At 61.3% G+C, this 24,842-nt stretch carries 27 protein-coding genes, 1 tRNA gene and 1 pseudogene; 10 read left to right on the top strand and 19 right to left on the bottom strand.

All coding sequences use genetic code 11. The features are described from left to right. Window positions 1-141 precede the first annotated feature (141 nt). Entirely contained in the window at window positions 142-1,164 is a 1,023-nt protein-coding gene (locus tag GJR98_RS06440; protein WP_151136620.1) for a S66 family peptidase, read from the top strand. Window positions 1,165-1,189: 25 nt separating this feature from the next. Here the strand turns inward: GJR98_RS06440 and GJR98_RS06435 are convergent, their stop codons facing one another. The 3 genes from GJR98_RS06435 to GJR98_RS06425 all read right to left on the bottom strand — a co-directional run bounded on the left by GJR98_RS06435 (window position 1,190) and on the right by GJR98_RS06425 (window position 2,398). Further along, window positions 1,190-1,720 carry a DUF5815 family protein gene (locus GJR98_RS06435; protein ID WP_151136618.1) on the bottom strand — a complete coding sequence of 177 codons (531 nt, stop codon included), beginning with the start codon at window positions 1,718-1,720 and terminating at the stop codon, window positions 1,190-1,192. A gap of 89 nt (window positions 1,721-1,809) precedes the next feature. After that, a complete protein-coding gene (locus GJR98_RS06430) occupies window positions 1,810-2,061 on the bottom strand; it encodes a hypothetical protein (RefSeq protein ID WP_151136616.1) in 252 nt (83 codons plus the stop codon). A 115-nt stretch (window positions 2,062-2,176) separates the two neighbouring features. Then, entirely contained in the window at window positions 2,177-2,398 is a 222-nt protein-coding gene (locus tag GJR98_RS06425; protein ID WP_151136614.1) for a hypothetical protein, read from the bottom strand. 147 nt (window positions 2,399-2,545) lie between these two features. Between GJR98_RS06425 and GJR98_RS06420 the strand changes: the two genes are divergently transcribed. Then, window positions 2,546-3,763 (top strand): GNAT family N-acetyltransferase, encoded by a 1,218-nt coding sequence (locus GJR98_RS06420; protein WP_151136612.1) that lies wholly within the window; start codon window positions 2,546-2,548, stop codon window positions 3,761-3,763. Window positions 3,764-3,851: 88 nt separating this feature from the next. Further along, window positions 3,852-4,874: a sodium:calcium antiporter gene (locus tag GJR98_RS06415; protein WP_151136610.1), complete on the top strand. Its 1,023-nt coding sequence runs from the start codon at window positions 3,852-3,854 to the stop codon at window positions 4,872-4,874. A 27-nt stretch (window positions 4,875-4,901) separates the two neighbouring features. Here GJR98_RS06415 and yciH read toward each other — a convergent pair whose 3' ends face one another. From yciH to GJR98_RS06400, 4 genes are all read right to left on the bottom strand, one after another. Further along, on the bottom strand, window positions 4,902-5,207 hold the full coding sequence (gene yciH, locus GJR98_RS06410) for a stress response translation initiation inhibitor YciH (RefSeq protein ID WP_151136608.1): 306 nt from the start codon (window positions 5,205-5,207) through the stop codon (window positions 4,902-4,904). A gap of 187 nt (window positions 5,208-5,394) precedes the next feature. Continuing rightward, complete coding sequence (locus GJR98_RS17810) at window positions 5,395-5,523, bottom strand: hypothetical protein (RefSeq protein ID WP_255518402.1); 129 nt, start codon at window positions 5,521-5,523, stop codon at window positions 5,395-5,397. Window positions 5,524-5,696: 173 nt separating this feature from the next. Then, a complete protein-coding gene (locus tag GJR98_RS06405; RefSeq protein ID WP_151136606.1) occupies window positions 5,697-5,882 on the bottom strand; it encodes a DUF1059 domain-containing protein in 186 nt (61 codons plus the stop codon). A 428-nt stretch (window positions 5,883-6,310) separates the two neighbouring features. Next, on the bottom strand, window positions 6,311-7,081 hold the full coding sequence (locus GJR98_RS06400; RefSeq protein ID WP_151136604.1) for a helix-turn-helix transcriptional regulator: 771 nt from the start codon (window positions 7,079-7,081) through the stop codon (window positions 6,311-6,313). 261 nt (window positions 7,082-7,342) lie between these two features. Between GJR98_RS06400 and GJR98_RS06395 the strand changes: the two genes are divergently transcribed. Further along, window positions 7,343-8,299 carry a hypothetical protein gene (locus GJR98_RS06395; RefSeq protein ID WP_151136602.1) on the top strand — a complete coding sequence of 319 codons (957 nt, stop codon included), beginning with the start codon at window positions 7,343-7,345 and terminating at the stop codon, window positions 8,297-8,299. A gap of 39 nt (window positions 8,300-8,338) precedes the next feature. On the opposite strand, the pseudogene GJR98_RS18130 reads toward GJR98_RS06395, so the two are convergent. The 3 genes and pseudogenes from GJR98_RS18130 to GJR98_RS06385 all read right to left on the bottom strand — a co-directional run. Next, window positions 8,339-8,446: pseudogene (locus tag GJR98_RS18130) on the bottom strand (DUF7563 family protein); the annotation flags it as partial. 116 nt (window positions 8,447-8,562) lie between these two features. Then, window positions 8,563-8,636 (bottom strand) — tRNA-Ile (locus GJR98_RS06390). 179 nt (window positions 8,637-8,815) lie between these two features. Beyond that, window positions 8,816-9,337 carry an FxsA family protein gene (locus GJR98_RS06385; protein ID WP_191965428.1) on the bottom strand — a complete coding sequence of 174 codons (522 nt, stop codon included), beginning with the start codon at window positions 9,335-9,337 and terminating at the stop codon, window positions 8,816-8,818. Window positions 9,338-9,467: 130 nt separating this feature from the next. Here GJR98_RS06385 and GJR98_RS06380 point away from each other — a divergent pair, with 130 nt between their 5' ends. Together GJR98_RS06380 and GJR98_RS06375 are read left to right on the top strand one after the other, a co-directional pair. Then, window positions 9,468-11,117, top strand: a complete 1,650-nt coding sequence (locus GJR98_RS06380) for a DUF255 domain-containing protein (RefSeq protein ID WP_151136598.1) — start codon at window positions 9,468-9,470, stop codon at window positions 11,115-11,117. A 74-nt stretch (window positions 11,118-11,191) separates the two neighbouring features. Continuing rightward, window positions 11,192-11,995, top strand: a complete 804-nt coding sequence (locus tag GJR98_RS06375; protein ID WP_151136596.1) for a TrmB family transcriptional regulator — start codon at window positions 11,192-11,194, stop codon at window positions 11,993-11,995. Window positions 11,996-12,112: 117 nt separating this feature from the next. Here GJR98_RS06375 and mptA read toward each other — a convergent pair whose 3' ends face one another. The 6 genes from mptA to GJR98_RS06345 all read right to left on the bottom strand — a co-directional run bounded on the left by mptA (window position 12,113) and on the right by GJR98_RS06345 (window position 16,961). Next, window positions 12,113-13,039 (bottom strand): GTP cyclohydrolase MptA, encoded by a 927-nt coding sequence (mptA, locus tag GJR98_RS06370; protein WP_151136594.1) that lies wholly within the window; start codon window positions 13,037-13,039, stop codon window positions 12,113-12,115. Window positions 13,040-13,120: 81 nt separating this feature from the next. Continuing rightward, the gene (locus GJR98_RS06365; protein ID WP_191965479.1) at window positions 13,121-13,516 is read right to left on the bottom strand and encodes a DUF7124 domain-containing protein; all 396 of its coding nucleotides are present in this window, start codon (window positions 13,514-13,516) and stop codon (window positions 13,121-13,123) included. 185 nt (window positions 13,517-13,701) lie between these two features. Continuing rightward, complete coding sequence (locus tag GJR98_RS06360) at window positions 13,702-13,941, bottom strand: hypothetical protein (RefSeq protein ID WP_151136591.1); 240 nt, start codon at window positions 13,939-13,941, stop codon at window positions 13,702-13,704. Between the two features lie 319 nt (window positions 13,942-14,260). Further along, window positions 14,261-15,502 carry an NAD(P)/FAD-dependent oxidoreductase gene (locus tag GJR98_RS06355; protein WP_151136588.1) on the bottom strand — a complete coding sequence of 414 codons (1,242 nt, stop codon included), beginning with the start codon at window positions 15,500-15,502 and terminating at the stop codon, window positions 14,261-14,263. 106 nt (window positions 15,503-15,608) lie between these two features. Continuing rightward, window positions 15,609-15,965, bottom strand: coding sequence for a hypothetical protein (locus GJR98_RS06350; RefSeq protein ID WP_151136587.1), 357 nt, complete (start codon window positions 15,963-15,965; stop codon window positions 15,609-15,611). An 87-nt stretch (window positions 15,966-16,052) separates the two neighbouring features. Further along, complete coding sequence (locus GJR98_RS06345) at window positions 16,053-16,961, bottom strand: winged helix-turn-helix domain-containing protein (RefSeq protein ID WP_151136585.1); 909 nt, start codon at window positions 16,959-16,961, stop codon at window positions 16,053-16,055. A 106-nt stretch (window positions 16,962-17,067) separates the two neighbouring features. On the opposite strand from GJR98_RS06345, the gene GJR98_RS06340 reads away from it, so the two are divergent. Further along, complete coding sequence (locus GJR98_RS06340; RefSeq protein WP_151136583.1) at window positions 17,068-17,661, top strand: DUF6149 family protein; 594 nt, start codon at window positions 17,068-17,070, stop codon at window positions 17,659-17,661. Between the two features lie 18 nt (window positions 17,662-17,679). On the opposite strand, the gene GJR98_RS06335 is transcribed toward GJR98_RS06340, so the two are convergent. The 3 genes from GJR98_RS06335 to GJR98_RS06325 form a co-directional block, all read right to left on the bottom strand. Then, window positions 17,680-19,161, bottom strand: a complete 1,482-nt coding sequence (locus GJR98_RS06335) for an MATE family efflux transporter (protein ID WP_151136581.1) — start codon at window positions 19,159-19,161, stop codon at window positions 17,680-17,682. Further along, window positions 19,158-19,784 carry a TetR/AcrR family transcriptional regulator gene (locus GJR98_RS06330; protein WP_151139396.1) on the bottom strand — a complete coding sequence of 209 codons (627 nt, stop codon included), beginning with the start codon at window positions 19,782-19,784 and terminating at the stop codon, window positions 19,158-19,160. The genes GJR98_RS06335 and GJR98_RS06330 overlap by 4 nt, the downstream gene beginning before the upstream one ends. 186 nt (window positions 19,785-19,970) lie before the next feature. Continuing rightward, window positions 19,971-21,290 carry an NAD(P)/FAD-dependent oxidoreductase gene (locus tag GJR98_RS06325; RefSeq protein WP_151136579.1) on the bottom strand — a complete coding sequence of 440 codons (1,320 nt, stop codon included), beginning with the start codon at window positions 21,288-21,290 and terminating at the stop codon, window positions 19,971-19,973. A 97-nt stretch (window positions 21,291-21,387) separates the two neighbouring features. On the opposite strand from GJR98_RS06325, the gene GJR98_RS06320 reads away from it, so the two are divergent. The 3 genes from GJR98_RS06320 to GJR98_RS06310 all read left to right on the top strand — a co-directional run bounded on the left by GJR98_RS06320 (window position 21,388) and on the right by GJR98_RS06310 (window position 24,757). Next, entirely contained in the window at window positions 21,388-23,166 is a 1,779-nt protein-coding gene (locus GJR98_RS06320) for a histidine kinase N-terminal 7TM domain-containing protein (protein WP_151136577.1), read from the top strand. Between the two features lie 78 nt (window positions 23,167-23,244). Continuing rightward, a complete protein-coding gene (locus GJR98_RS06315) occupies window positions 23,245-24,126 on the top strand; it encodes a homoserine kinase (protein WP_151136575.1) in 882 nt (293 codons plus the stop codon). A gap of 133 nt (window positions 24,127-24,259) precedes the next feature. Beyond that, window positions 24,260-24,757, top strand: coding sequence for a universal stress protein (locus GJR98_RS06310; protein ID WP_151136573.1), 498 nt, complete (start codon window positions 24,260-24,262; stop codon window positions 24,755-24,757). Window positions 24,758-24,842: the final 85 nt, after the last annotated feature.

Genomic DNA, 24,842 nt, shown 5'->3' with positions numbered 1-24,842 from the left:
CGCAATCGAATCCGCACATCGTAATAAGTCCGGCGAAAAATTACGAGGTCCGAAACGTGATTGCGAATATCGTAAAGTTTGCCAAACACCGGTGTACGGCCCGGCGAAGGCTATTCAGGCGAAGTAACACGATGGAAGAACGTGCCCCCACAGTTCACGACGCCGCCACCGCTCGAGCCGGGCAGTCGGATTGCCGTCGTCGCACCGTCGCGCCCCATCGACGAGTCGAGGCGAAACAGAGCGTGCCAGCGACTCCGAGAGACGTTCGGTCTGGAGCCAGTGATATTCGAGACGGCCCGCCGAGACTGGGAGTGGCTCCGTGACAACTCGCGAGCGCGCGCGGAAGATATCGTGGATGCGTTCGAAGACCCGTCGATCGACGGCGTCATCGCGGTGACCGGTGGTGACGACCAGATTCGCGTCTTGAAGCATCTCGACCCAGAACGATTGACCGCCAACCCGACGCGATTCTACGGCTTCAGCGACAACGACAACCTCCGCCTGTTTCTCTGGAACCACGGCATCGTGAGTTACGGTGCGACACTGCACCCGACGCTCATCTTGGACCCCGAGATACACCCCTACACCGAGCGGTATCTCAGACGTGCGTTCTTCGACGACGCACTCGGCGTGGTCGAACCGGCCCCGGAGTGGACCGACAGATGGTTCGACTTCGACACCGGGGAACCTCGCGAATGGTACGAGAACCCCGGCCGGACGTGGCACGGTGACGAGCGCGTCTCCGGGACGCTTTGGGGCGGATGCTTCAGCATCGTCAAGTGGCACCTCCAGACAGACCGCTACCTCCCGACTCCTGACGAACTCGACGGTGCGATACTCGCGCTCGAAACGTCGGAAGACGTGCCACTGCCTCGTGAAGTAGGGTATACCCTTCGTTCGATGGGTGAGCGGGGACTCCTCCAGCGATTCGACGGACTCGTGATGGGTCGGCCACAGACGTACTCGCCAGAGTTAGAGTGGGAACCGCCAGCGGACTACGGCGAGCAACTCCGCGAAGCGGTGCTGTCCGTTCTCAGTGAGTACAACCCGGAGGCGACTGCCGTCTTCGACGTGGAGTTCGGCCACGCAGACCCGAGCGTTCCACTCCCACTCGGGGCGAAGGCGACGCTCGACCCTACTGCTGAAGAGATACACGTGGAGTAACGAGAGGGGCCGACGGCCCCAGCGCTCACATGTACGGTTCGGGGTCGAGGTCGCGCTGGGCGCGGTACTCGTCGACGAACTCGCTCACGTCGAACTGGAGCATCTTCGACTCGAACTCGGAGATGACACCGTCGTCGTTGGCGTGACTGACGGCGTGTTCCATGAGTTCGACGATGAGTTCGACGATAATCTCGTGGAGTCTTCGAGAATCGAAATCCGTGACCCAGACGATGCCCGCGCCCATCTCACCGTCGTCGGAGACGTCTTCGGAGACGACTGCTTCGGGGAACTCTTCGAGGACGATTCCCATGAGATGTGCCGTCCCGAACTCGGGCATGTCCTCACTCGTCGTCTCGATGGTACTCTGGAGAATTTCGACGAGGAACTCAGGGAGGAATCGGTCCGGTGGGTGAACGTCCATGACGACAGCGTGCGTGCCGCCGCAGGGACAGTCAAACTCACGTTTGCCCAAGTCGAGTCCCCGGACGCGCTTTTCTTCGCCACAGGGCAGGTCGAGCACTGCCCCACGACCGCCGGGAACGCGCGGTTCAGACATACCCGTGCGTTACGGTTCTCACTGTTTAAACGTCGCGTTCTTCGGAGTCAGGTGCGCAGAGAAAGCGTTGTCAGCGGTCGGTTCGGTGGTTAGCGGTTGCCCGTCGTGTAGAGGATGGGGCCGACGATGAGCAGTGCGATGCCGAGGAACAGGTAGTGCGACTTTGCCAGTGCCTGCGGCGTCAACAGGAAGATGAGGCCGAACACGATGGTGTTGATGCCGAGGATACGTCGCGACTTCAGCGGCAGAGCTCCAACCGTCGTCAGGATGAACACGAGCAACAGCGCCTGCCCGATGTTGTAGTTGAGCAGGAAGCTGTCTATGAGCTGAAGGGGAAGCATTCTTGTTTTCTCGGTCGGTGCGAATCGACTATCAAAGTTCCGTTATTCTCCCTCGTCTCGCGGGCCACTAGCCCACGATATAGAGGTAAACCGTCGAGAGAGTGACTCGGTAGCGCTACGGTTCCGGCCCGGAGATGTCGAGCGGTCGAATCCACCCGTACCAGACGATGAATATCATCCCCGCGTAGCCGAGGATGAATACAATCATGCCGAGGTCGTTGTACCCGGCCTCACCGAGGAACCGTCGCGCGACACCCGGAATGACGATTCCAAGCGTCACGACGGCTACGAGGAGCAGATTCCCCCGCTTCAAAAACGAACTCCGAGTCTCGCTCATGGTGACGCCTCAGGGCCGCGACGACGTGAATCGCACGGTTCTCGCAGGCACGCGAAGACACCGTCAGGCCGAAGCGTCATGCCGAAGGTCTCCCCGTCACACGGTCGGCCTCCCAAAACATATACCGGCCGACGACGGACCGATTCTATGCACCTCCACCCACTTCCCGAGGAACACCGCGACACCTACCGCGAGTTCCTCAACTACGCCTTCCGTCCGGAGGGTGGTCCCGACTGGGACGACGACGACCACCCCCACCCGGACATCTACGTCCGCCGCGGCCTCTACGACGTCCCGCCAGAGACACCACTCGAGGACCTCGATTCGTCGGCCCTCGTGACGGTCTGTGGTTTCTACGACTACAAAGCACGCGTCCGCGGCGAGTGGCATCCACTGCCCGGAATCACCGCGGTCGCCTCGCCGCCCGAGGCGCGCCGGCAAGGCCACATCGCGACGATGCTCGACGATCTCCTCGTCGAATTCCGGGAGACCGGTCGGTACCTCTCGGCGCTCTGGCCGTTCAAATACGAGTTCTATCGGCGCTTTGGGTGGGCGACAACCAACAACTACGCGAAGACGACGGTCTCGCCTGAAGAACTCACCGCGGTGTGTCCAGCCGCGCGCGGCGAGTTCGTCCGTCTCAGAGCCGACGACTGGGACCGCCTCGACGCCGTCTACGCCGACTCGGCCACCGAAGACCTCGCACTCGACCGAACCGAAGGATGGTGGCGATATCGTGTCTTCCGTGGCTGGGAGACAGACCCATACGTCTACGGGTGGGAACTGGACGGCGACCTGAGAGGGTACGTCGTCTACCGCGTCAAAGGCGACTGGGAGTCGCGGACGATGCACGTCGACCAGCTCGCGGGCGTGGATACCGAGGCACAGCGACACCTCCTGCGATTCGTTCGCGACCACGACTCACAGGTGGATTCGGTGGTCTTCGAACGAGAGCACGAGCGAACCCGTCTCATCGACGACCTGACCGACCCGCGCGCAGCGACGGTCGAAATCAAGCCCGGGCCGATGGTCCGTATCGTCGACGTGGCCGCAGCGCTCGAAGCGGTGTCGTACCCGACAGCTGCCGAGTCTGCGTTCGTCTTCGACGTGTCCGACGACCGCTGTGCGTGGAACGACGAGACGTTCCGGGTCGTCGTCACCGACGGCGAGGCGTCGGTCGAACCGACGACAGCAGACCCCGATGCAACCGTCGAAATCGGGGCGCTCTCGCAACTGCTCGTCGGCGCTCGGTCGGTCGACGAACTTGCACAGAGTGAGTACCTCACCGTTCACGAGTCGTCTGCTGTCGACGCCCTTGGTTCGGTGTTCACCGAGCGTGACGTCTATCTCCGAGAAGGGTTCTGAGGGAGAAGGGTTCTGAGGGACGCCACTCCGGCAGCGTGTCGCGACCACTGTCCCGCGCGCTTTTGTCACCACCAACCGAACGTCCGGTGTGGCATCTGTTCCAGTTCTCGTGGTGTTCACCATCGTGGGCGCAGTCCTCGCGTGGAGGGGTGGCGACTACCTCGTGCAGGCGTCCGACCGACTCGGCGCGTACTACGGACTCCCCGCCATCGTACAGGGAGCCATCATCGCCGCCATCGGGTCGAGTTTTCCAGAGCTATCGAGCATCATCATCGCCACGCTTCGATACGGCGCGTTCGACATCGGTATCGGTGCCGTCGTCGGGTCAGCGGTGTACAACATCTTGGTTATTCCTGCGGTGTCCGCGCTCGTGGGTGAAGGACAGCGACTCGCGTCGAACCGTGACCTCGTGTACAAGGAAGCACAGTTCTATCTCCTCGCGCTGGCGGTGCTCGTACTCACGTTCTCACTCGCCGTCATCTACCAACCGTCTGGAACGGCTGAGAGCCTCGAAGGGTTCGTCACCCGTCCGCTGGCGCTCATCCCTCTTTCGCTGTACGGCCTCTATCTCTTCATGCAGTACCACGATACGCTGGAGCACCGTGCGACGCAGACCACGACCGTCGAAGGCATCGACCCACGGCGTCAGTGGATTGCGCTCATCGTCTCCCTCGGAATCATCCTCGTCGGGGCGGAGCTGCTCGTCCGGGCGGCGGTCGGGTTCGGTGACGCCTTCGGAACGTCGCCGTTCCTCTGGGGATTGACGGTTGTCGCGGCGGGGACCAGCCTTCCAGATACCTTCGTCAGCGTCACGGCCGCCCGTCAGGGTAACGCACCGATGAGTCTGGCAAACGTCTTCGGGAGCAACGTCTTCGCCCTGCTCGTCGCGCTCCCAATCGGTATTCTCGTCGCGGGTGGGACAGTCATCGCGTTCGAAGAAGTCGTCCCGATGATGAGCTTTCTGACCGGTGCATCCATCGTCTTCTTCGCCGTCCTCCGGACCGAGATGGCACTGACCCGCGGCGAGTCGTACGTCCTCCTCGGAACGTACGGGTTGTTCATCGTGTGGTTAGTCGCCGAAAGCCTCGGCGTCACCTCGTTCGTCGGGTGACGCGCGACCCGGGATGACGAACGGCGCTCAGGCGACTCGGTACCCCAGTTCTTCGAGGATGTCCCGCGCGCGCTCGACGTGGTTCCCCTGGAGTTCGATCTCGTCGTCGAGAATAGTTCCGCCACAGGCGAGTCTGCGCTTGAGTTCCGACGCGAGTTCTTTCATGTCGGCTCGGTCCATCTCGAACCCGGAGACGATGGTCATCGGCTTTCCGTACCGTCGGGTGTCTTTCCGAATCGTGAGCGTCTGTCCGACCTTCGAGAGGTCAGCGTCGATGCCGAGTTCGTCGGGCAGGCCACTGATGGAAGTGAAATCTTTGTGTTCTTTTTCCACGTTCGTGTGGAGGCGTTCTATGGATAAGTGGGTATCTGCGGGGGACGCTGTCGACGGACACAGCTGCGCAGCGCGACACAGCGCACCCGCTCTGGAGTACTGATGGCCCGTCGCGAAAAGGGCATACCGCGACGAGAGGGGTTGATGTGACCGCAAGCGCGGCCGGGGTAGTTGGTCTCCAGCCTGTTTAGTCGCCGGGCGTGTTACCGCGCTGGTAGCGACCGACCATCTTCCACATCGCCGCGTCGAGATCCTCACCTTCGGCGGCGGACTGGAGCTGGCGGTACAGGTGTTCGGAGACGTCGATGGTTGGCATCACCTGTTCATATGTCGTGTACGACTTTAATACTACTGGAATACAGAATCGAGTAAATTTATTTGCTATCGTTCGACAACCGAGGCTCGAATCGAGTGACAGAGACGAATTGGTACGGAACTGGATGTGATTTGAAACGAGACTCACACCACCGACGACCTGATTGATACGTTTCAGGTGGACCGACTTCTCGGTGGTCTGTCGGCGGTCTTCACTGCGAGTTCGCCCGCCTCCAGTGGGTCGACGGGCGTATCGTGTTCGTCGTCCATATGTTCCATCACGAGAACCCCGACGTGTTCGCGAGAGTCTGCAGTGGTCGTGAACTCACATCCGTAGAGACACGTCAATTTGAAAACCATGTTATTTGGTACCACATTCCGGTGCCACATATGCGTTGCCCTCATTTGCGACAGGTGGGGTCTAAGTTCGAGTATATATGGCCAAGTTGTGAGACGATACGTTAATAATCTTTAAAACTACCACTGTAGTCGGGCATACAGTTGACATTGTTTATCGAGAGTAGGGGCAATTCTACACGCAGTTCGACGTGGCACACTCCTGCATCTCGTCTCACGTGGATTCACTCGGTCGCTCACGATTGAGGGACTGGTCACGTCGAAGTAGTTGCCCTTGTGGAAGTCGTAGAGATCCTGCCCGGTTCCAGCGAGATGCAGATTTCGCACTCCAATCGATGTCGTCGACGTTGGTCGCGTGCTTCGCGCCGATACACATCCCGGTGTGCCACGCGAGGTTATCCGTCCCGTCTAAGGAATTGAGCAGGTGATGGTTAGTAGGAAAGCAACTCCGACCGGGTCTGATACGAATTGAATTTGTTTTCTGCCCATGTCACACATTCGGGGGCGCTAGTTTCCAGTAGCGTATGCGGTATTCCGTGGTTGCCACAGCATCCAACCTGTACCACGTTATCGAAAATACCGATATAGTAGGGGATTGGCTCGTCACAGACGTAGACCGTTACACGACCGGTTTCCAACATGTCCTCGAAGACGTCTACGAGTGGCTCAGATTGGAGTTTCTCTGCAGTTTCATGAGACACAATCACGTCGAGTTCTGACTCGTTTTCGACAATAGTCCGGTACTTGATTTCCATCGGTTCCCGGCCAACAGATGGGAGCAATGCACGGTACAGCTGTGTGGTTCGTACAGTCCCAGCGTGCCAATCCCAAGGCCCAAAAGAGTCGTTAGAGTCGGCAACGAATACTTGTGCATCCCGAAGCGAAGAGAGGTTGACATCAAACCACTCGGGATCCATCCACTCTAGGAAGGGTGCGAGGTTCGTCGCGACTGTGACTGATTCCTGGAAATCGAAGAATATGGTTTCAATGAACTGACCAACTGATGTGAGACTGTAGAGACCAGATTCGTACTTGACCAACCCAAGAGTCTCGAGGTCGCGAATCCCTCGGTCAATCGTTGACCGCGAGGTATCCAACTCATCAACCAGTGTACGCTTTCTTGCTGGATATTTTGAGATTGACTCTAATAGAACAGAACGGCGATTCAGAATATCGATAATATCCGTTTCTGTATTTTTCATAGCTGCATCCACCCTACAAGACAGGTACACTCTGAAAAGTTATAAAATTTGATAGGTTCTCCGTGTCACCAGATTATCTCCAAATCTATCTGGTTGAAAAACCGCGATAGCGAAGCACTATCGCCTACTCAAAATTCCGAATGTCTCTTTACAATGTTAGACTCAAATTACATATTCCGGAAGGATTAATATTGGCGACCGTACCCCGGTGATTCTCCCGGTGGGTGACGTGATTCGACTGCAGTTCGTATCTCGTATCGTATGTCAGAACGAGACCTGCTGCGAATTTCGAGACGTACAGTGCTCAAGATCGCTGGTACCGTGCCGGTGCTCGGGACCGGTATATTAGCGACCAGTTCTCCCGCCGTAGCACAGAGCCCGACAATCACCCAATCCTTCGAAACTGAGAGCCCAGGAGATACTTCACCAAACGCCCCATGGGTATTGTTCAAAAATAACGGAACCCATGTAGTCACGACTGCACAGGCATCAAGCGGTTCACAATCGTTCCGCACAGCGAATGCACCCCTAAGATACGCTAGCGCAATCGGGATTACTCTCGATTTGACCGACTTTGAAAATATCCTTTTAGACCTATATGCAGAGAATAATAACCCAAACTACGGGAACATCAAAGTCTCGCTCGATGATGCTGGATATGGTTCTCCAAATCAGATTGCTCTGTGGGACTTCCCATCGACCGAGTTGAAGAACCGTCGGGGTGAAGACCCGTACGGAGGCGAGGGACAGTGGTGGCGGGATTGCCTCATCGACTTATCTGGTGTAAGCGGAGTTCACACCGTCGCCTTCTGGGTCGACGGTGACAATGACGCGTATTGGGATAATATTCGGTTCTTCAAATCGATCCAAGAAGTTTCCATCGACATCAAGCCTGGAAGCGATCTGAATCCAGTTAACCCGAGGAGTGCAGGTGTAATCCCAGTTGCCATCCTTGGCACGGCCGACTTCGATCCCAGTAGCGTCGATGTGGGCTCACTCAGATTTGGCTCTGAGTCGGCTGTTGGCGGTGGGGCTGGTGCCAGCGCCGCTCATGGAGGACATCTCGAGGATGTAGATGGCGATGGAATCGTTGACTTAGTGCTCCACTTCCCGGTTCAAGATACTGGATTTGGAGATGGAGACGAACTGGGAATCATCGTCGGCCAACTCGATGATGGGACCAACATTTCCGGTAGTGATGGGGTGAAGGTCCGATAGCTGCACCCGACTATCATCACTCATGGGCGTGTCGTACTCCGTACAACGATGCGCGGGGTTGTCGTCGCCGCCGAAGGTGCGGAAGCTCCGCGAGACGTGTGAGTTACAGTGGCGACACTGACTCCTGCGTCTCGCACCATGAGTAATCTCAGTGAACGCTCCGTAAGTAGAGACGTCTCTTCAGGAGTAGGTTCGTCAGAAGTTGGGTGGCCGGGGAGTTTACGCCCCAACTCACATCGGCAACGAATCGTTGCCAATGGGAGTGGGCCAACGCGGATTTGAACCGCGGGCCTCCCGGTTATCAGCCGAGCGCTCAACCTGACTGAGCTATTGGCCCAGGTAAGCGCATTCACTCGTTGTGCGCTGTTGATTTTAAGACTTTCTTTTCGAGGCAGCGTTGGTGCGTGTTAGTGAATGTCGCCGTCGTCCGTCGATTCACCGAGGAGACACGAATCCCGTCAGGTCCGAGCGCTGTCGCTCGTCGACGAGTGTGTGTCGAAGAAAATGTAGCCAGCGTTACTCTGAGTCCTGTCCGCCGAACCGATACGAGTCGGGGTCGGCGTCGTAGACGCCGTCGCCACCGGTGTCGTAGACGTCGTCGTCGCCGATGTCTCCTTGCGGGAATCCGGCAGTCCAGACGTTGCCCGTGACGAATCCGCCGGCCTGCTTGTCCATGTACGGTTTGACGACGTAGCGCTTGAGCACCTCGCGGATGGGGTACCGCGTCACTGGGATGGCGATGAGGAAGCCAATCGTGTCCGTGACGAGCCCCGGCGTGAGGAGGAACGCACCGGCCGCGATGAGGAGGCCACCGTCCATGAGTTCGTTCGTCGGCAGGTCGCCTCGAGCGAACTTCGTCTGAAGATTGCGGAGGGTGTGTCGCCCCTCGGCGCGGACGAGCAGCATACCGACTAACCCGGTCAGCACCACCAACGCGACAGTGGGCACGAGGTCGATGTACTGCGCGACGACCACGAGCAACAACGCGTCGGAGAGGGGGATGAGGAGCAAGAGCGCGAGCAGCGTGCGCGTTCGCATGGTCGTCTCTACCGGGTCCCAACGCATAGCCCTTTTGTCCTCCGTTAGATGCGACGGGACCCCAACGCCGTCGCGGACTGTGCGGCGTGGCCTCGAAGCGCTTACCCGCATCCACTGCGGATGACAGGATATGACCGACGAGACGCGCGTCGAATGGCGACCGTGGGGTCCCGACGCGTTCGCCGAGGCACAGGCGGCAGACAAGCCGATTCTCCTGTCGCTCACGGCGACGTGGTGCGAGGACTGTCACGAGATGGACGCCGAGACGTACGCGGAGCCGCGTATCGCCGCGAATCTCAACGACGGGTTCGTTCCGGTCCGGGTGAACGTGGACCGCCAGCCACGCATCCGCGAGCGGTACAACATGGGCGGGTTCCCCTCGACGGTGTTCCTCGCGCCGGACGGCCGACCAATCACGGGCGCGACGTTCATCGGACCCGACGGCATGCGGCAGGTCATCGACCGCGTGCGCGAGGTGTGGGAGAAGAAGGGGGCCGAAGCAGGCCGACTCCCGCGCGCACTCGCCGGTGACCTCCCGCCAGCAGGTGAGGTCTCGCCGCAAATCGAAGCGCACCTCGCCGGGCAGGTCGAGGTCACCTTCGACGAATCACACGCCGGGTGGGGCGACGCCGCCAAGTTCCCACTCCCGCGCACCGTCGAGTTCGCACTCAAGCGCGACCAACAGCGCGCGCTCCGAACACTCGATGCGATTCGTGACGGGCTGTTCGACCCTGTCGAAGGCGGTTTCTTCCGATACACAGACGACGCTGCGTGGACGAAAGCGAACCGGGAGAAGACACTCGAATCAAACGCGGCGCTCCTTCGGGCGTTCGCCAACGGATACCGGTACACCGGTGAAGACGCCTACCGCGACCCGGCAGTCGAGACGGCACGGTTCCTCGTCAAGTCGCTGTGGACCGGCACCGGGTTCGGCGGGAGCATGGGCCCTGCTGCCGGGACGGACTACTACCTCCTCGGTGCCGAAGGGCGCGAGAACGCACCCGGACCGCGGACCGACCTCACGGTCTACGCTGGTGGAAACGCCCTCGCGGTTGATTCCCTGTTGGTCCTCGCAGGACTCACCGACGACGAACAGGCCCGCGAGTACGCCGAGCGCGCCCTCCATCGCATCGCCGAAGACCTCGTCGACGACGGCGTCGTGACTCACTTCAACTCGGGAGGCGCAGTCGGCGAGTCGCTCCTCCTCGAAGACCACGCACGCGTCGTCGCTGCCGCCTGCCGTGCCCGACAAGTCCTCGGCGACGACACCGTCGCAGGCGACAGCTTCCTCGACTTTGCGACCGCTGTGGCCGACGCCGCTATCGACGAACTCTTCGAAGATGGGTCGTTCGTCGACGGCCCTGCGACCGGCGAAGGGCTCCTCTCGTCGCCACTTCGTCCCATCGACGGTAACGTCGAGATGGCGAACGCACTCCTCGACCTCGCAGTCCTCACGGGGACCGACGGCTATCGGGACGTCGCCGAAGAGGCAATCGGTGCCTTCGCTGGTGCATGGGACCGTATCGGTGTGCAAGTCGCCGAGTACGGGAGCGTCGCAGCACGACTGCTCCGAGACCCACTCGTCGTCGAAATCGGTGGCGAGGCGGGGTCTGACCTTCACCGCGCTGCGCTCCGCGTCGCAGACCACGAAGCACTCGTCGTGCCCGAGGCCGACATCGACGCCGACATCGCAGTTGTCAGTTCTGGAGCGGTTACATACGAAGCAACCACTCCTGACGAGTTGATGGAGGCAGTCTCCTCAGTCACATCGGACGCCTGAATCGTCTCCACACCAACTGGCACATGGTGTAAACACCCGGATTGTTTATAACGAAGAAGCGAGACAGACGTAGCATGGCGAGTCTTCGAGATCTTGGATTATCTGAGTACGAGGCGCGAGCGTACCGCGCGCTTCTCCGAACGGGGGCGACAACGGCCAAAGAGCTGTCGCGAGCGAGCGACGTGCCGATGGGTCGCATCTACGACGTACTGAACAGCCTCGAACAGTACCACCTCATCCGGAGTCAGGCGGCGAGTCGGCCGAAGAAGTACGTCGCCGTCGAACCGGACATGGCGCTCGACAGACTCCTCGAGAGCAAGCGACAGGAGTTAGACGAGAAGGCCCAGCAGTACGAGAACGTCGTCGAGGAACTGAACGACGAACTCGACGCCGCAGAACCGGTCCACGACCAGTTTTGGACGGCCGCCGTCGGGGCAGATGAGACGATAGACCTGCTCGTCGAGCGGTTAGCCGCGGCAGACGAGTCACTCGCGATGGTCGCTGGAACGCCGTCGCCACAGTTCGACCTCGGCGCAGTCGGTGATCTGGTCGTCGAAGAACTGGAAGCAGCACTCGAACGCGGCGTCGAGGTGTCGATACTCATGTCACCTGACCTGGTCGATAGCCTCCCGGAGAGCGTCGGACAGCGATACGTGGACCGACTCTCGGACCACCCAGACTTCCACGTGCGGACGGAGGAGAACCTCACTGGTGTGTTCAACCTCATCGACGACGTCGAAGTCTGCATCGAGGTACCCAACCCACTCGACCCCGGACAGGCGTTCGCGATGATCGACCTGAAAGACCCCGAGTTCGCCGCAGACCTTCGGTCGACGTTCGACCCACGCTGGGAAGCAGCGGCACCGCTCCCGTTGTAGTACGGCGAAAAATCTACCTCTCGTCGCACGGCGAGAAACAACTTCTCAGTCGAAGATATCTCGACTGCGGCCTCCGACAAGCGGGCGCCCGATGACGGAGCGACCGCTGCCGTGTGGTCAGACGTCGAGTTCGGCCCGAAGTTGCCCGAGCGTCACTTCACGTTCTGCGTGAGCGTTGTGCTGGTGAATCGATTCGTCGTTCGACTGCTTCATGTGGACGACTGCGTTGTCGTCGAGGTGTTCGAGTTCCTCGACAGTCATCTCTGCCATCGAGCGGACGCAGTCTTCGACGAACTTCGCGTTCGCGTGGGCGTGGTACGTCATGTGGTCTTCGTCCGGGCGCTTCGCGAGGTTGTAGATGCGTGCCGACATCGAGTCGCGGGCGATGTCGATGAGGTCCATCAAGTCGACGTCTGGCGACCCTTCGGTCTCGACAGTGAGGGTTGCGTGGCCACGCTGTGAGTGACCGGGTTGCGGGACCTTGTCGAGGAACTCTTCTATCGTGTCGTCGTCGACGGCGAGGTCTTGGAGGACGTCGCGGGCGCGGGACGCGGACATGCCTTGCGAGCAGGGACAGACCGTCATCCCGACGACCTTGGCACCGATTTCTTCGCGAGTTCCGTCTTCGGTGGCCGTCGCACTCGCGATGATGTTCGCAGTGCTCTGGGTGGCCAGTCCGCTTGCGGGGGTGTCTTCACGAATGACGAGTTCGGCAGTCATCCGAACCTCGGCAGTCGTGGTGTACTCGTGTTTCGCGAGGAGACGCTCGGCCGCGTCGCCACACATGTCTTCGACGCGGTACGCGGGTTCGGAGACCGCGGCTTCGAGCACCTCGTCGATGACCTGCATATTCCGGCTCATGTCGATGCCCTTTCGTCCACCGGGGAGGTCGACGAAGACTTCGAACTCCGCCATCAAAACGAGCGGACGTTTTCCGTCACGGGCAATCTTGACGAGCTTCTCGACGCCTGTGACGCCGACCTGGCTGAGCCCGACGGTTACGTCCGGCTGAGAGGCCTGTACGTCAGGCAACTGGTGACTCATCAGCGAGTAAGAAGTGCTGTTGCTGATTAGTGCTTTCGATAGGCGAACAAAGCCGGCGGGAGACGCGCCGCTGTACCCCGACTAGGGCCAATCGTCGCGGCCGTCGTCTTCGAAGGGGTCTTCGACCGTCTCGTCGTCACCGGCGAGTTCCCAGTCGGCCGCCTCGGCGGCGTCTTCGACGGCGAGATACTCCCACTCGGTCTCCTCGGCGAGTGCGCGGTCTTCGTCGGTAGTCCCGATGAAGACGTGTCTGTCAGTGTCGAACTGTCGCATCACGTTCTCGAGACTCTCTTTGACGCCGCGTGGACCAGAGAAGAAGTCCTGACGGATGCGCTCTTTTCGAGTGAAGTTGGTCACGACGTACGTGGGTTTCTCACTCACGACGCCGACGTACTTCGTCCACGTTCGAGCGTCCGCGAACGCCTCATTCGGGTTGGCGAGCTGTTTGAGTGCCTCTAGTTCGAACGCGAGCGTCATCGTCCCTTGTCCGCCACCTGCTGCCATGTCCGGCGATAGGCGGCGAAGCGTGGAAAACCACTTCGGTCCTCATCGGCGGATGAGAATTCAGCGGTTGCTCCGTTCACGGGGAGCGTTCAGCCATGACTGGGGATGCCTGTCGAACGAAATGCGGTGAAAACGCGTCGAAAATCGACGCTCAGTCGTCACTGAACGCGGAAATACTCGGTGAAGACGACGACGTCGCCACGGGAGAGGCGCGTCGTTGTTGGGTCGACGTCGAGTCGGCCCGACGGGGGAACAGTTGCGAGAGCGTGCTGAGTCTGTTCACTCAGTTCGTCGAAGTGGTGAACCCGGACGCCAGCGGGTACGTCAGTCACGGGTACGACGATGGGCGACGTAGTGACGTCTGGCGCAGACGTAGGCTGTCCATCCTTTGATGACATATGGTAACACATGCCATCAATTGCCATAAATGTTTGCTAGGGTCTACCAAATATAACATCCTCACGACAGTCACCAGTCAGTTCGGGTACTCGCGTCGGCGCACACGAGAACCGACGAGCGGCCTCTACAGGGAAGGGCACGACAGCGCACAAAGAGGCCGAGACACAGAGAAGTCGAGAGAGACAGAGTGGACGAGAGAGAGGGCCGCAGGGTAGACGAGAGAGTGCCACAGAGTGGACGAGAGAGAACCGCAGAGAGCAATCCGAGAGAGACGCAGTCGTGGCTGAGAGGGTGAAAATATCGGGCGTCGGGTGCCGATTACTGCTCGGCAGCCGCGCCTTCGAGGTCTTCGAGTTCGAAGTCCTGTTTCACGAGGGTGTCCAGCTGACCGCTGACGTCGACCTGTTCGCGCATGAGCTTCTTGTACTTCGTCTGCGGCGAAAGGTCACCGATGAGGACGCCACCGACGATTTTGCCGTCCTTGATGGCGAGACGCCGCCACTCGGTGTCGGAGTACTTGGCTTCGACGCTGTCGTCGCCGAGCGTCGGGTGACCGAACGAGAGGAACGGGAAGTCGAAGTGAGTGATGGAGTACGACGAAACCCAGCGGAACTCGTCAGACCCGTAGTCGACCATGTTCTTGGCCGCGATCGTTCCCTGTTCCTTGGCGGAGCCCCACGCACCGTTCTGGGCGCGCTCGCCGAGGATGACGTCGTGGAACTCGGTGATGTCACCGGCGGCGAAGATGTCGTCGTGGTTCGTCCGCATGTACTCGTCCACGTGGATGCCGGTGTCGTACTCGATGTCGGTTCCCTGGAGGATTTCGGTGTTGAAGTTCAGACCGATGGCGATGCCGACGAAGTCGGCGGGGTAGCGGTCGCCGTTGGGGTCGATGGCGGCAGTGACCTTCCCATCGTCGTCCATCTCGAAGTGGTCGACGCCGGAGTCGAAGACGGGTTCGACGTTGCGCTCGCGGAGCGCGTTGTGGATAATCTCTGCGCCGTCCTGCGAAAGCGCGTAGCGCCACCACGCCTTGCCGCGCATGAGGTACTTGCCTTCGACACCCTGTGCGGCGGTGATGGCCGCGAGGTCGATACCGAGGAGGCCGGCACCGATGACGACAGAGTTGTCGGCCTGTTCGATGTGTTCCTTGATGTCGCGGGCGTCCTGGAACGTCCAGAAGTGGTGGATACCCTCGGCGTCGGAGTTCTCGACGGGGAGCTGCGTCGGCGTGCCACCGATGGCGAGGAGGAGTTTGTCGTACTCGTACTCGGTCCCGTCGTGCGCCGTGACCGTGTGCGCGTCGGGGTCGATGTTGGTGACGAGCGTGTTCAGTTCGAGGTCGACGTCGCGGTCGTCGTACCACGATTCGTCGTGGATCGAAATCGGTGCGGCGGGAAGTTTGCCCTTGGCGAATTCTTTGATCAGAATGCGATTGTACAGGGGTTCACCCTCGTCCGTGATGATTGTGATGTCGGCATCGGGTTCCTCCTCGCGGAGCGTCTCGGCCGCGGAGGCCCCCGCGATGCCGTCGCCGACGATCACGTACGATTGACTCATGACCCGACGTTTGTATTCGGGGTTAATGTGGATTGCTATCTCCCTCATGATTGTTTACACCGCCAAAATCGCCGGGCAGCGGGAGAAAATCAGAACCAATCGCCGATTAGTGGCTGTTGCACGGCACTTCGTCGGGATGGCCGCCGTCCGTGACGACCCGCGGCGGAGCGCGGACGCGGTGAACGGTGTCTCTGGCCAGTGCCGGGAGGCCACTTCGGACGATTGCTCGAATCCCAGCGCGCAGGCCCAAGGCGGCAGCGAGGAATCCGAGCGGCCACCCGACGAACAGTGCCACGAGGCCGATTCCCGGCCCCACGGGTGCGACGACCGTCGCAAGCAGCGTCGCCACGAGAATCCCGACCACTGCGGCAGTCGCGACGAACACCGTGTCGGCGAGCGTTTCGAGACCGGAGGGAGCCTCGTCCAGTGCATCCGGAAGACCGAGTTTGTTGTCGTGCGTCATCGTCGTTCTCACACGTAAAGAGACGACCCACGACACCAAAAGGGTAAGCAGAATGATATTTTTGTAAGCCGGCTTACCGTACCGAATTTATGCAACTTCGCCGAGAGGTTCGACGCGCGAATCGACACACGAGAGTGTCTCGTCCAGTTCGACGACGAGCACCTCTGACTCGTGTTCGATGCGGATACGGATGCGCCACGGGTCGTCGTCGACGATGGTGAGGGCGTCGTCGCCGACGACCCACGGGAACCGCCAGAAGGGCGTCCCACAGACGTCGTCACCACGCGAGGAGAGGAACCCAAGGACCGTGGACTCGTCGAGCAGCACCAACCCGACGGGTGAGACGGCCTCGTAGGCACACTGCACACAGCGGTGGTTCACTACAACGTCGAGTTCGAACGGGTCAGTGTCGCGCGTGAGTTCAGTGCTCGTCGTCCCGCCACATTCGGGGCAGACGCCATCGGCCGCGAGACAGTGCAGGTGTCTGACTCGCTGGTCGAACGCCGAGAGGAGTGCGTCAGTCGACCGGTTCTGGAGGCCACCCGGAGGGAACTCTTCGTGCGCGTGGACTCGCCCACAGTCGGCACAGGCGATAGTGAATTTCTCGTCGCCGTAGTCCGCTTGGAGCTGGCCGTCGCACGAGACACACGCCCCCGGTGCGGGGAACGCCGGTAAGACCGGGTCTTCGTTGAAGGTCCCCGCCAGTACGGCGCGCACCACCTTCTCGCCAGCGTGGCGGAAGTCGTAGCCATCGTCGGTCTTCTGGACGAACTGGCCGCGGAGTTTGCCGAGGTGGTAGTTGAACCGGGCGCTGTCGTCGACGCCGACACGGCGGCGGAGTTCAGAGAACGGGACTGGGCGGTCGGGTGACTCCCAGAGGGCTTCGAGGATGGTCAGTCGCGTCTCGTCGGCGACGATTGCGAACGCCTCGGCAGGAGAGAGACAGTCGTCGCAATCGAGGACCGAATCCTCACGGGCGGATACGGAGTCGCTCATGTACGAACCATGCGTGGGAATCCCATTAAAACACGTCGTGAAATCTCCTTCAGTAGCCGCCACAGGCGTGGTCTTTACGTGTATTCGACCCTAAGCCGGCGACTGAATGAAGATTCGTCAGAACCTCCGCCACTTTGCGACGAAGAAGGCGCTCACCATGCCCGTCATCGGCGACATCGCCACCGAGAAGATGGTCGACCTCCACGTGCGCATCTTCGGCGAGCGCGCCGACCCGGACCACCGGGACGAGCGCGAAGCCCACATGGCGGCGTTCTTCGAGTGTACGTTCGACACCTATCTGGCGGCGCTCGACGCCGGCTTCCCCGAGGCCGAGGCCCGCGAGATAACGCACATTCAGGCCAACTTCGACTTCTACAACCACGGGTGGACCGAGATGATGGAGTTCCCCGCGGACGAACTCGAAGCCCACTACGAGCGCTACGAGGAGTTCTTCGAGCGCTACGACATCGACATCGCGAACCCACTCGGTGAGTTCCGAACCATCGAGATTCCGGACGCCCCCGCGACGCTGGAGAAGTTAGACAATCCAGAACACCCGCACGCAGAAGGCGGCTTCGCCGACGACGTGTACGTCGAAGACGAGACTGGCGAGGTCAACGTCGGCGGCGTCGACGAACCAGAAGACGTGGACGTGAACGCCGCACCCGGTCTGCAGGACGTCGACGAAGAGACGGCCTGACGCCGCTCGGTTCCCTTTTTAATCGTCTGCCGCCGCCGCCATCCGTGGCGAGTCGACGACGTTGTCTTTCCACGTGCCACGCAGGAACCACGCGTAGGCGATGACCGCCGAAATCACGCTCGACAGCGCAATCGCCCACCAGACGCCCGAGACGCCCATGCCACCGTATTCGACGAGGAGGTAGGCGGGTGGGATGCGGAACACCCACAGCGAGAGGAGGGTGAAAATCATCGCTGTCCGGGTCGACCCGCTCCCACGGAACCCGCCGGAGACGACCCGGAAGATGCCGAGGAAGATGTACGTCGGTGCGACGATTCGGAGGAAGTCCACGCCGATTGCGATGACGTTCGGTTCGCCGGGGATGAATACCGAGAATATCGGTTCGGCGAAGAAGTACGCGCCCGCCGAGACGAAGACCAGCGCGCCGGTGATGAGGCCCGCACCGAGGTGGACGCCGCGTTCTGCGCGGTCGGGTTTGTCTGCGCCGAGGTTCTGCCCGACGACTGTCTCGATACCTTGCTGGAGTCCAATCGCCGGCAAGAAGACGAGCGAGTTGAGGCGAATCCCGATACCGAACGCCGCGACTGCTGCGGAGGTGTCCACACCGACCGTCTTGGCCCCGGCGAAGGCGACGAGTGCCGTCAGCGCGGTCACACCGAGGGCACGCGTCGATTGCTCCACGCTCGTCGGTGCCCCGATTTTGACGATTTTTCGCACCGTCTCGGCTTTCAACACGAGGTCACGCGGCGAGAGGTGGATGCCGACTCGCCCCGAAAAGAGGAGGAAAAAGCCGGCGAGTGCGCCGAGTCCCCGCGAGAACACGGTTGCGATTGCGGCACCCTGCACGCCGAACCCGGTGAATCCAGTCGCCGCGAAGAGTTGCGACTGGAGGGCGCCGAGGCCGAGGACGCCGAAGAGCGGATTGTTGTTGAACCCGAGGATGAGAAACGGGTCGATGATGACGTTCAGCGCGACGCCGAACGCCATGAGGAACATCGGCGTGCGCGTGTCGCCCCATCCGCGCAGGAGCGCCTGAAAGATGAAGAAGCCGAACATGAAGTAGACGCCGAGGAAGATGGTCCGCGTGTACTCGACGGCCAAATTGTGGACTTCCGTCCCCGGCGTCGTCCCGATGAGGGGCAACATCACCGGCGCGAGAAGATACCCCACCGCCGAGAAGAATATCGACAGGAGCGTGACGAACGCGATGGTCTGGCCGGCGACGTGGTCGACTCTGTCGTGGTTGCCCGCACCCTTGTTCTGGGCGACGAGGACGGTTCCAGCGACGGTGAACCCGCCACCGATGGAAATCATCAAGAAAACCAGCGGCCACGAGAACGAGAGTGCGGACACCGCGTTCTCGCCGACGCGACCAACCCAGAAGGTGTCGGCGAGGTTGTAGCCGACCTGCATGAGTTGCGAGAGGACGATTGGAATCGAGAGCGTCAACAGCGGTTTGAGCAGGTCACCCTCGGTGAGGTTGACGTCGCGGGTGCTCACCGGTCGTCCTCCGTGTGCGCACTCTCCTCATCTCGATTCTCGACGAGGAGGTTCGAGACGACGAACTCGTCGAGGGCCGCGCGAACCGTCTCCGGTGCGTCTGCACCCGAGAGGTGACCGGTGTCGGCGTCTGCGCCGGAGACGATGACTCGTTGGAGTCGCGCCCCGTCGAGGGCAGCAAAGAGAAGCGTTGCCGTCCGGTCGGCATCGACGTCGCGGAAGACGCCCTGTTCGATGCCGTCGCGTATCACGTCGGCGAAGCGTTCGCGGATTGCGACTTCGTTCTGCGCGATTTGCTCACGGTAGGCCTCGTCGTGGGGCGCTTGTATCCGAAGTTCCGTCAGGGCGAGGCCGAACCGGTCGTAGTCACCCTCGTCGTCCTCGTCGGGGACCATCTTGTCGAGGATGAACCGGAGGCGCTCTTCGGGTGCGTCGCCTTCGGTCGCCTCGACTTTCGCTTCGAACCGGTCCAGCAGGTACGCCAGGAAGGCGACGAGCAACTCGCGTTTCGTCCCGTAGTGGTAGTGGAGGAGCGACTTGCTCTTTCCTGCCTCGTCGGCGATTCGCTGCATCGTCAGGTCGGCGTACCCGTCGGCGCACAGTGCCCGATAGGTGGCCTCCATCAACTCCTCGTGGACCTCGGCGGGGACCGAGTGGTCTGCGTCTACACTCACTAACTGACCAGTCAGTCAGTGACGTCAAAAGGGGTTGCGAATCGAAAGAGGATTGCCGGTAAGCGTGGCTCACTGTGTCACGGATTCGGGGGAGAAGATGTGCGGTGCGAGCGGTCCGCGGCGGCGCGTGGGGTGTTACAGTCGCTCGTCGATGCGGTCGGCGACTTCGTAGCCTGCGACGATACCGCCGTTGAGCGAGCGCTCGGGGTACTGCGCTTCGGAGGCCATCCCGGCGTAGTAGACGCCCTCTGCAACGTCGTCTGCGAGGTCGTAGGGGACGACGAGGTCGAGGTAGCCACGTTCGTACACTGGTCCGGCACGCGGGTTGCGGGCGATTTTGAACTCCTCGACGGCCGAGCGGTCGAAGTCGGGGAACATGTCCTCGATTTCGTCGAACCAGACGTCCTCGACCTCCTCATCGCTCATTTGCCAGAGGTCTTCGTGCGGTCCCTGAACGTAACTCGCGACGTAGAGCAAGTGGTCGCCGCCGTACTGCTCCGGCGGGACGAAGTTCGTGTGTTCGATGAGCGACCCGAAGGGTGCGTCGTGGGCGATGTTGAGCCAGTAGGTGTCCATCAGCGACTCGGACATCGTCGCCAGTCCACACACTGCGCCCTGGAAGTCGATGTCGCACTGGTAGCCAGTGAGGTCTTCGAGGACGTTCGGCATCGTGGCGACGACGACCGAATCGACCTCGTGGGTCTCTGTGCCGTCGTCTGTCTCGACGGTAATCGTCTCGACGTCCCCGCCCTCGCCGCCGGTGTCGAGTTCTGTGACCCGAGCGCCAGTCTGGATGTTCTCGCGGCCGACCGCATCGACGAGCGCGTCGATGAGCGGTGCGAAGCCACCGTCGAAGTAGCCGAGGAGCTCGCCGCGAAGGAGGTCACGCTCACCGCGGAAGCGGACGCGCCCGAGGAACCACGCTGCCGACACGTCGTCTTTGCGCTCGCCGAATTTACCATCCAACAGGGGTTCGACGAAGTTGTCGTAGACGCCCTGTGTGGTGTGCTCGACCACGAAGTCGCGGATGGGAGTGTGTTCGTACTCCGCGAGTTCCTCGTAGGCGTCGAAGTCGGGGAAGCCGCCGCGAACGTCGATTCCGAGGGTGAGCATGCCGAGACGGAACTTGTCGTAGAGGCTCATGTGTGGGTACGCGGCGATTTGCCACGCCGTGTCCAGTGGGTGGACGACGCCGTCGACGTAGTAGGCGTTCTTGCCGATGTGCCACTCTAACTCGTCGCCGAGGCCGAGTTCCTCGGCGAGTTCGACGATGGTCTCTTCAGATTTCGAGAGGTGGTGGTAGTACCGTTCGATATCGTCACCTTTCGTCTCGTAGGTGGCCGCGAGGCCGCCGAGTGAGTCGGACGCCTCGAAGATGCGAACGTCGTGACCCCGTTTCCGGAGTCGATGCGCCGCGGCGAGGCCCGCGATGCCGCCGCCGACGATGCCAATCATAGACGGGAGTTCGATGGGTGCCGGAAAGTCCTTTCTGATTGGTCGGTCTCCGGTGGCGAGAGTTGGAGTTTTAACCCCTGTCTACTCACTCCCCCTCATGCACGGCGCGACCCACTGGCAGTCGACACCCTACACAATCCCGCTCGGGGTCGGTGCGGGCCTGTTCGTGGTTCTCGGAGTCTACTTGCTCCGGCGCCGTACCAAACGCCGTCTCGTCCCCGGTGCGACACTCGGTGCGCTGTTGCTGTTCGTATCTGGGTTCTGGATGGGGATGTACGCCCTCGAACTCTCCCGGACCGATTTCGCGGCCAAGGTCTTGTTGAACCAACTCGGCTACCTCGGAATCGCGCCACTCCCGCTCTTGTGGCTCGCGTACGTGATGCGCCACGCTGGCTTCGACGACCTGCCCCGAGCGGTGTGGGCCGGCCTCGGAAGTATCTCGGCACTCGTCGCCGGTCTCGCGCTGACGAACCAGTGGCACGGACTCATCTGGGACGACCTCTGGCTCTCAGAACAGAGCGGCTACGTCATCCTCGTCAACGACCACAGCATCGCGTTCACCGGGTTCATCGTCTACGCCTACGTCCTCATCTTCGTCGGTGTCGGGGTTCTCTTACGGACGCTTCTCCACGCGGACGGAATCTACCGAAAACAGACGCTCGGCCTCCTCGTCGGTGGACTCGTCCCGGCAGTTGGCGGCATCATCTACGTCGCGGACGCGAGTCCAGTTCCGGGGTTGAACCTGCCCGCACTGGCGTTCTCGCTCACGTCGACTGCCGTCGCGTGGAGTGTCTTCCGCCACCGGTTGTTCACACTCACCCCCATCGCCTGGGAGTCTGCAGTCGAGTCGATGAAGGGGTCCGCAATCGTCCTCGACGGTGGGAACAGAGTCCTCGACGCGAATCCGTCAGGTGAATCGCTTCTCACAGGTTCCCTCGTCGATTCGTACGGCCGTCCCGCTGAACAGGTCCTGCCGTCGGCGATTATGGCGGTTCTCGACGACCCGTCGAAGTCGGAGGCGACAGTGTCGCTCGACGGCAATCCACGAGACCTGCTGGTGAACACGACCACGCTCGGAGCGGATACGGCGACTGCTGGGACGTTGCTCCTCGTTCGTGACATCACCGAACGAAAAGAGCGTGAGCGCCGACTCCAACGCCAGAACGACCGTCTCGAAGAGTTCGCCTCGGTCGTCTCACACGACCTTCGAAATCCGCTGACGGTCGCCCGAGGCTACCACGAGTTGGCACGTGAGACAGGTGACGACGACTACTTCGACCGCGTCGAGGACGCGCACGACCGAATGGAGACGATTATCGACGACTTGCTCACACTCGCTCGGCAGGGTGAGACACTCACTGACGTCTCTCCAATCGCGATTCGCACCGTCGCACACGAGGCGTGGGATAGCGTCGCCGTCGGGAACTCGACACTCGACGTGCAGACCGACGAGACGGTCGCCGCCGACCGAAGCCGACTCAGACAGCTGTTCGAGAACCTGTTTCGGAATGCTGTAGAACACAGTTCCACAGACAGCCGGACCTCGTCCGGCGAGGCTGTCGAGCATAGCTCGACCACCGACCAGTCGAAGCCTGCTGCCACCCTCTCTGTCACCGTCGGCCGACTCGACGATGGGTTCTACGTCGAAGACAACGGCCCCGGTGTCCCAGAATCCAAGCGCGAGGACGTGTTCGAACGCGGCTACACGACACACGAAGACGGCACTGGGTTTGGGCTCCCCATCGTCAAGTCGGTGGCCGAGGCGCACGGGTGGTCGGTCACGCTCACGTCGGCGGCGTCCGGTGGGGCGCGATTCGAGTTCACAGACGTCGAAACCGAGTCCGAATCAGTAGCTGCCGAGACGACACAGAACTGAGGCGGGTGCCCCGCCACGCGTCAGGTGGGTAATGCGACGTTCGCCACATTTTTATCTCCGATACGGCAACTGCGGGGCATGGTTACGGTCCGCGCACCCGCGACGAGCGCCAATCTCGGAAGTGGGTTCGACGTCTTCGGTGTGGCTCTCGACCGCCCGGCAGACGTCGTTCACGTCGAGCGAGCGGACCGCACAACAATCGAGGTGACGGGAGTCGGGAGTCAGTACATCCCCACAGACCCAGACCGAAACGTCGTCGGCGCCGTCGCCGACGCACTCGACGCTCCCGCCCACATCCGCATCGACAAAGGCGTCCGTCCGTCGTCGGGTCTCGGGTCGTCTGCCGCGAGTTCCGCTGCCGCCGCGCTCGCCCTGAACGAACTCTACGACCGGGGGCTCTCCCGCGAGGAACTCGTTCCGGTCGCCGCAGAGGGTGAGGCAGTCGTCTCGGGCGAGGCCCACGCCGACAACGTCGCACCTGCACTCCTCGGTGGGTTCACGGTCGCGACCGACGAGGGAGTCACCACGGTCGACGCCGACATTCCACTCGTCGCCTGTCTCCCCGAAATCGCCGTCTCGACCCGCGATGCGCGGCGTGTCGTCCCCGACACTGCGAGCATGGACGACCTCGTCCACACCGTCGGGCGGGCGGCGACGCTCTCTGTCGGGATGTGCCGACGAGACCCGTCGCTCGTCGGCGCAGGAATGGACGAACGAATCGTCACGCCGGCACGGGCCGAACTCATCACCGGCTACCACGACGTTCGGGAGTCCGCGTTCGAAGCGGGTGCTGACGGTGTCACCGTCTCCGGTGCCGGGCCGTCGATTCTCGCCGTCTGTGGAGAACGCGAACGAACTCGCGTCGCCGCCGCGATGGTCGAAGCGTTCGACGAGGCGGGTGTGGCCGCACGTGCCTACAAGACTCGCGTCGGTCGCGGGGCAGAAGTATTCGATATCTGAGCGTTATTGAGACACACTCACACACGCATATTCTCCCCGAATTCTGCCGTTTGAGCGTCCGTAACGAATTCTCACGGGGAGTGGTAACACGATTCCGAGAAGACTTTTCTCATAATGACGAGAAGTTCGAAACATGAACCGAGCACTCGTCGTCGTGACTCCGAACGAGCGGTCGAACCGTATCCTCCGAGAGGCCGGCGAACTCGCTGCCGGTAGTGGAGCAGAACTCGTCGTCCTCACCGTCATTCCGAACGACGAGTTCGAAGAGACTCGCTCGGCCCTCGCAAACGTCGGGTCGTCGGACGTCGTTTACGGCGTGGACCAAGCGACAGAGTCCGCCCGACGCAAGGCCAAGCGCTTCGCACGCGACGCACTCGACGGTATCGACGTCGACTACCGTGTCGTCGCCGACATCGGTCCCGAAGTGGAGTCCGTCCTCGAGACGGCCCAGTGGGAAGCGTGCGACCACCTGTTCATCTCTGGTCGCCGTCGGTCGCCCACCGGGAAACTCATCTCCCGTGACGCGACGCAGTCGATTATGCTGAAGTTCGATGGCCCAGTGACCGTCCTCCTCGGCGAAGAAGACGAGACGGAATCCGAGTCGAAGCAGAAGACGAAGCCACTCGCGTAATCCGACCGAGTCGCCAGCGTCGGCGACGCGAACGAATTCACTGTTTTAGACGAACTGCGACCGGCGAGCGCGTCGCTCACGCTCA

This window comes from Haloferax marinisediminis (genome assembly GCF_009674585.1).
GTDB lineage: Archaea > Halobacteriota > Halobacteria > Halobacteriales > Haloferacaceae > Haloferax > Haloferax marinisediminis.
This window is presented reverse-complemented; position numbering and strand designations above follow the sequence as displayed.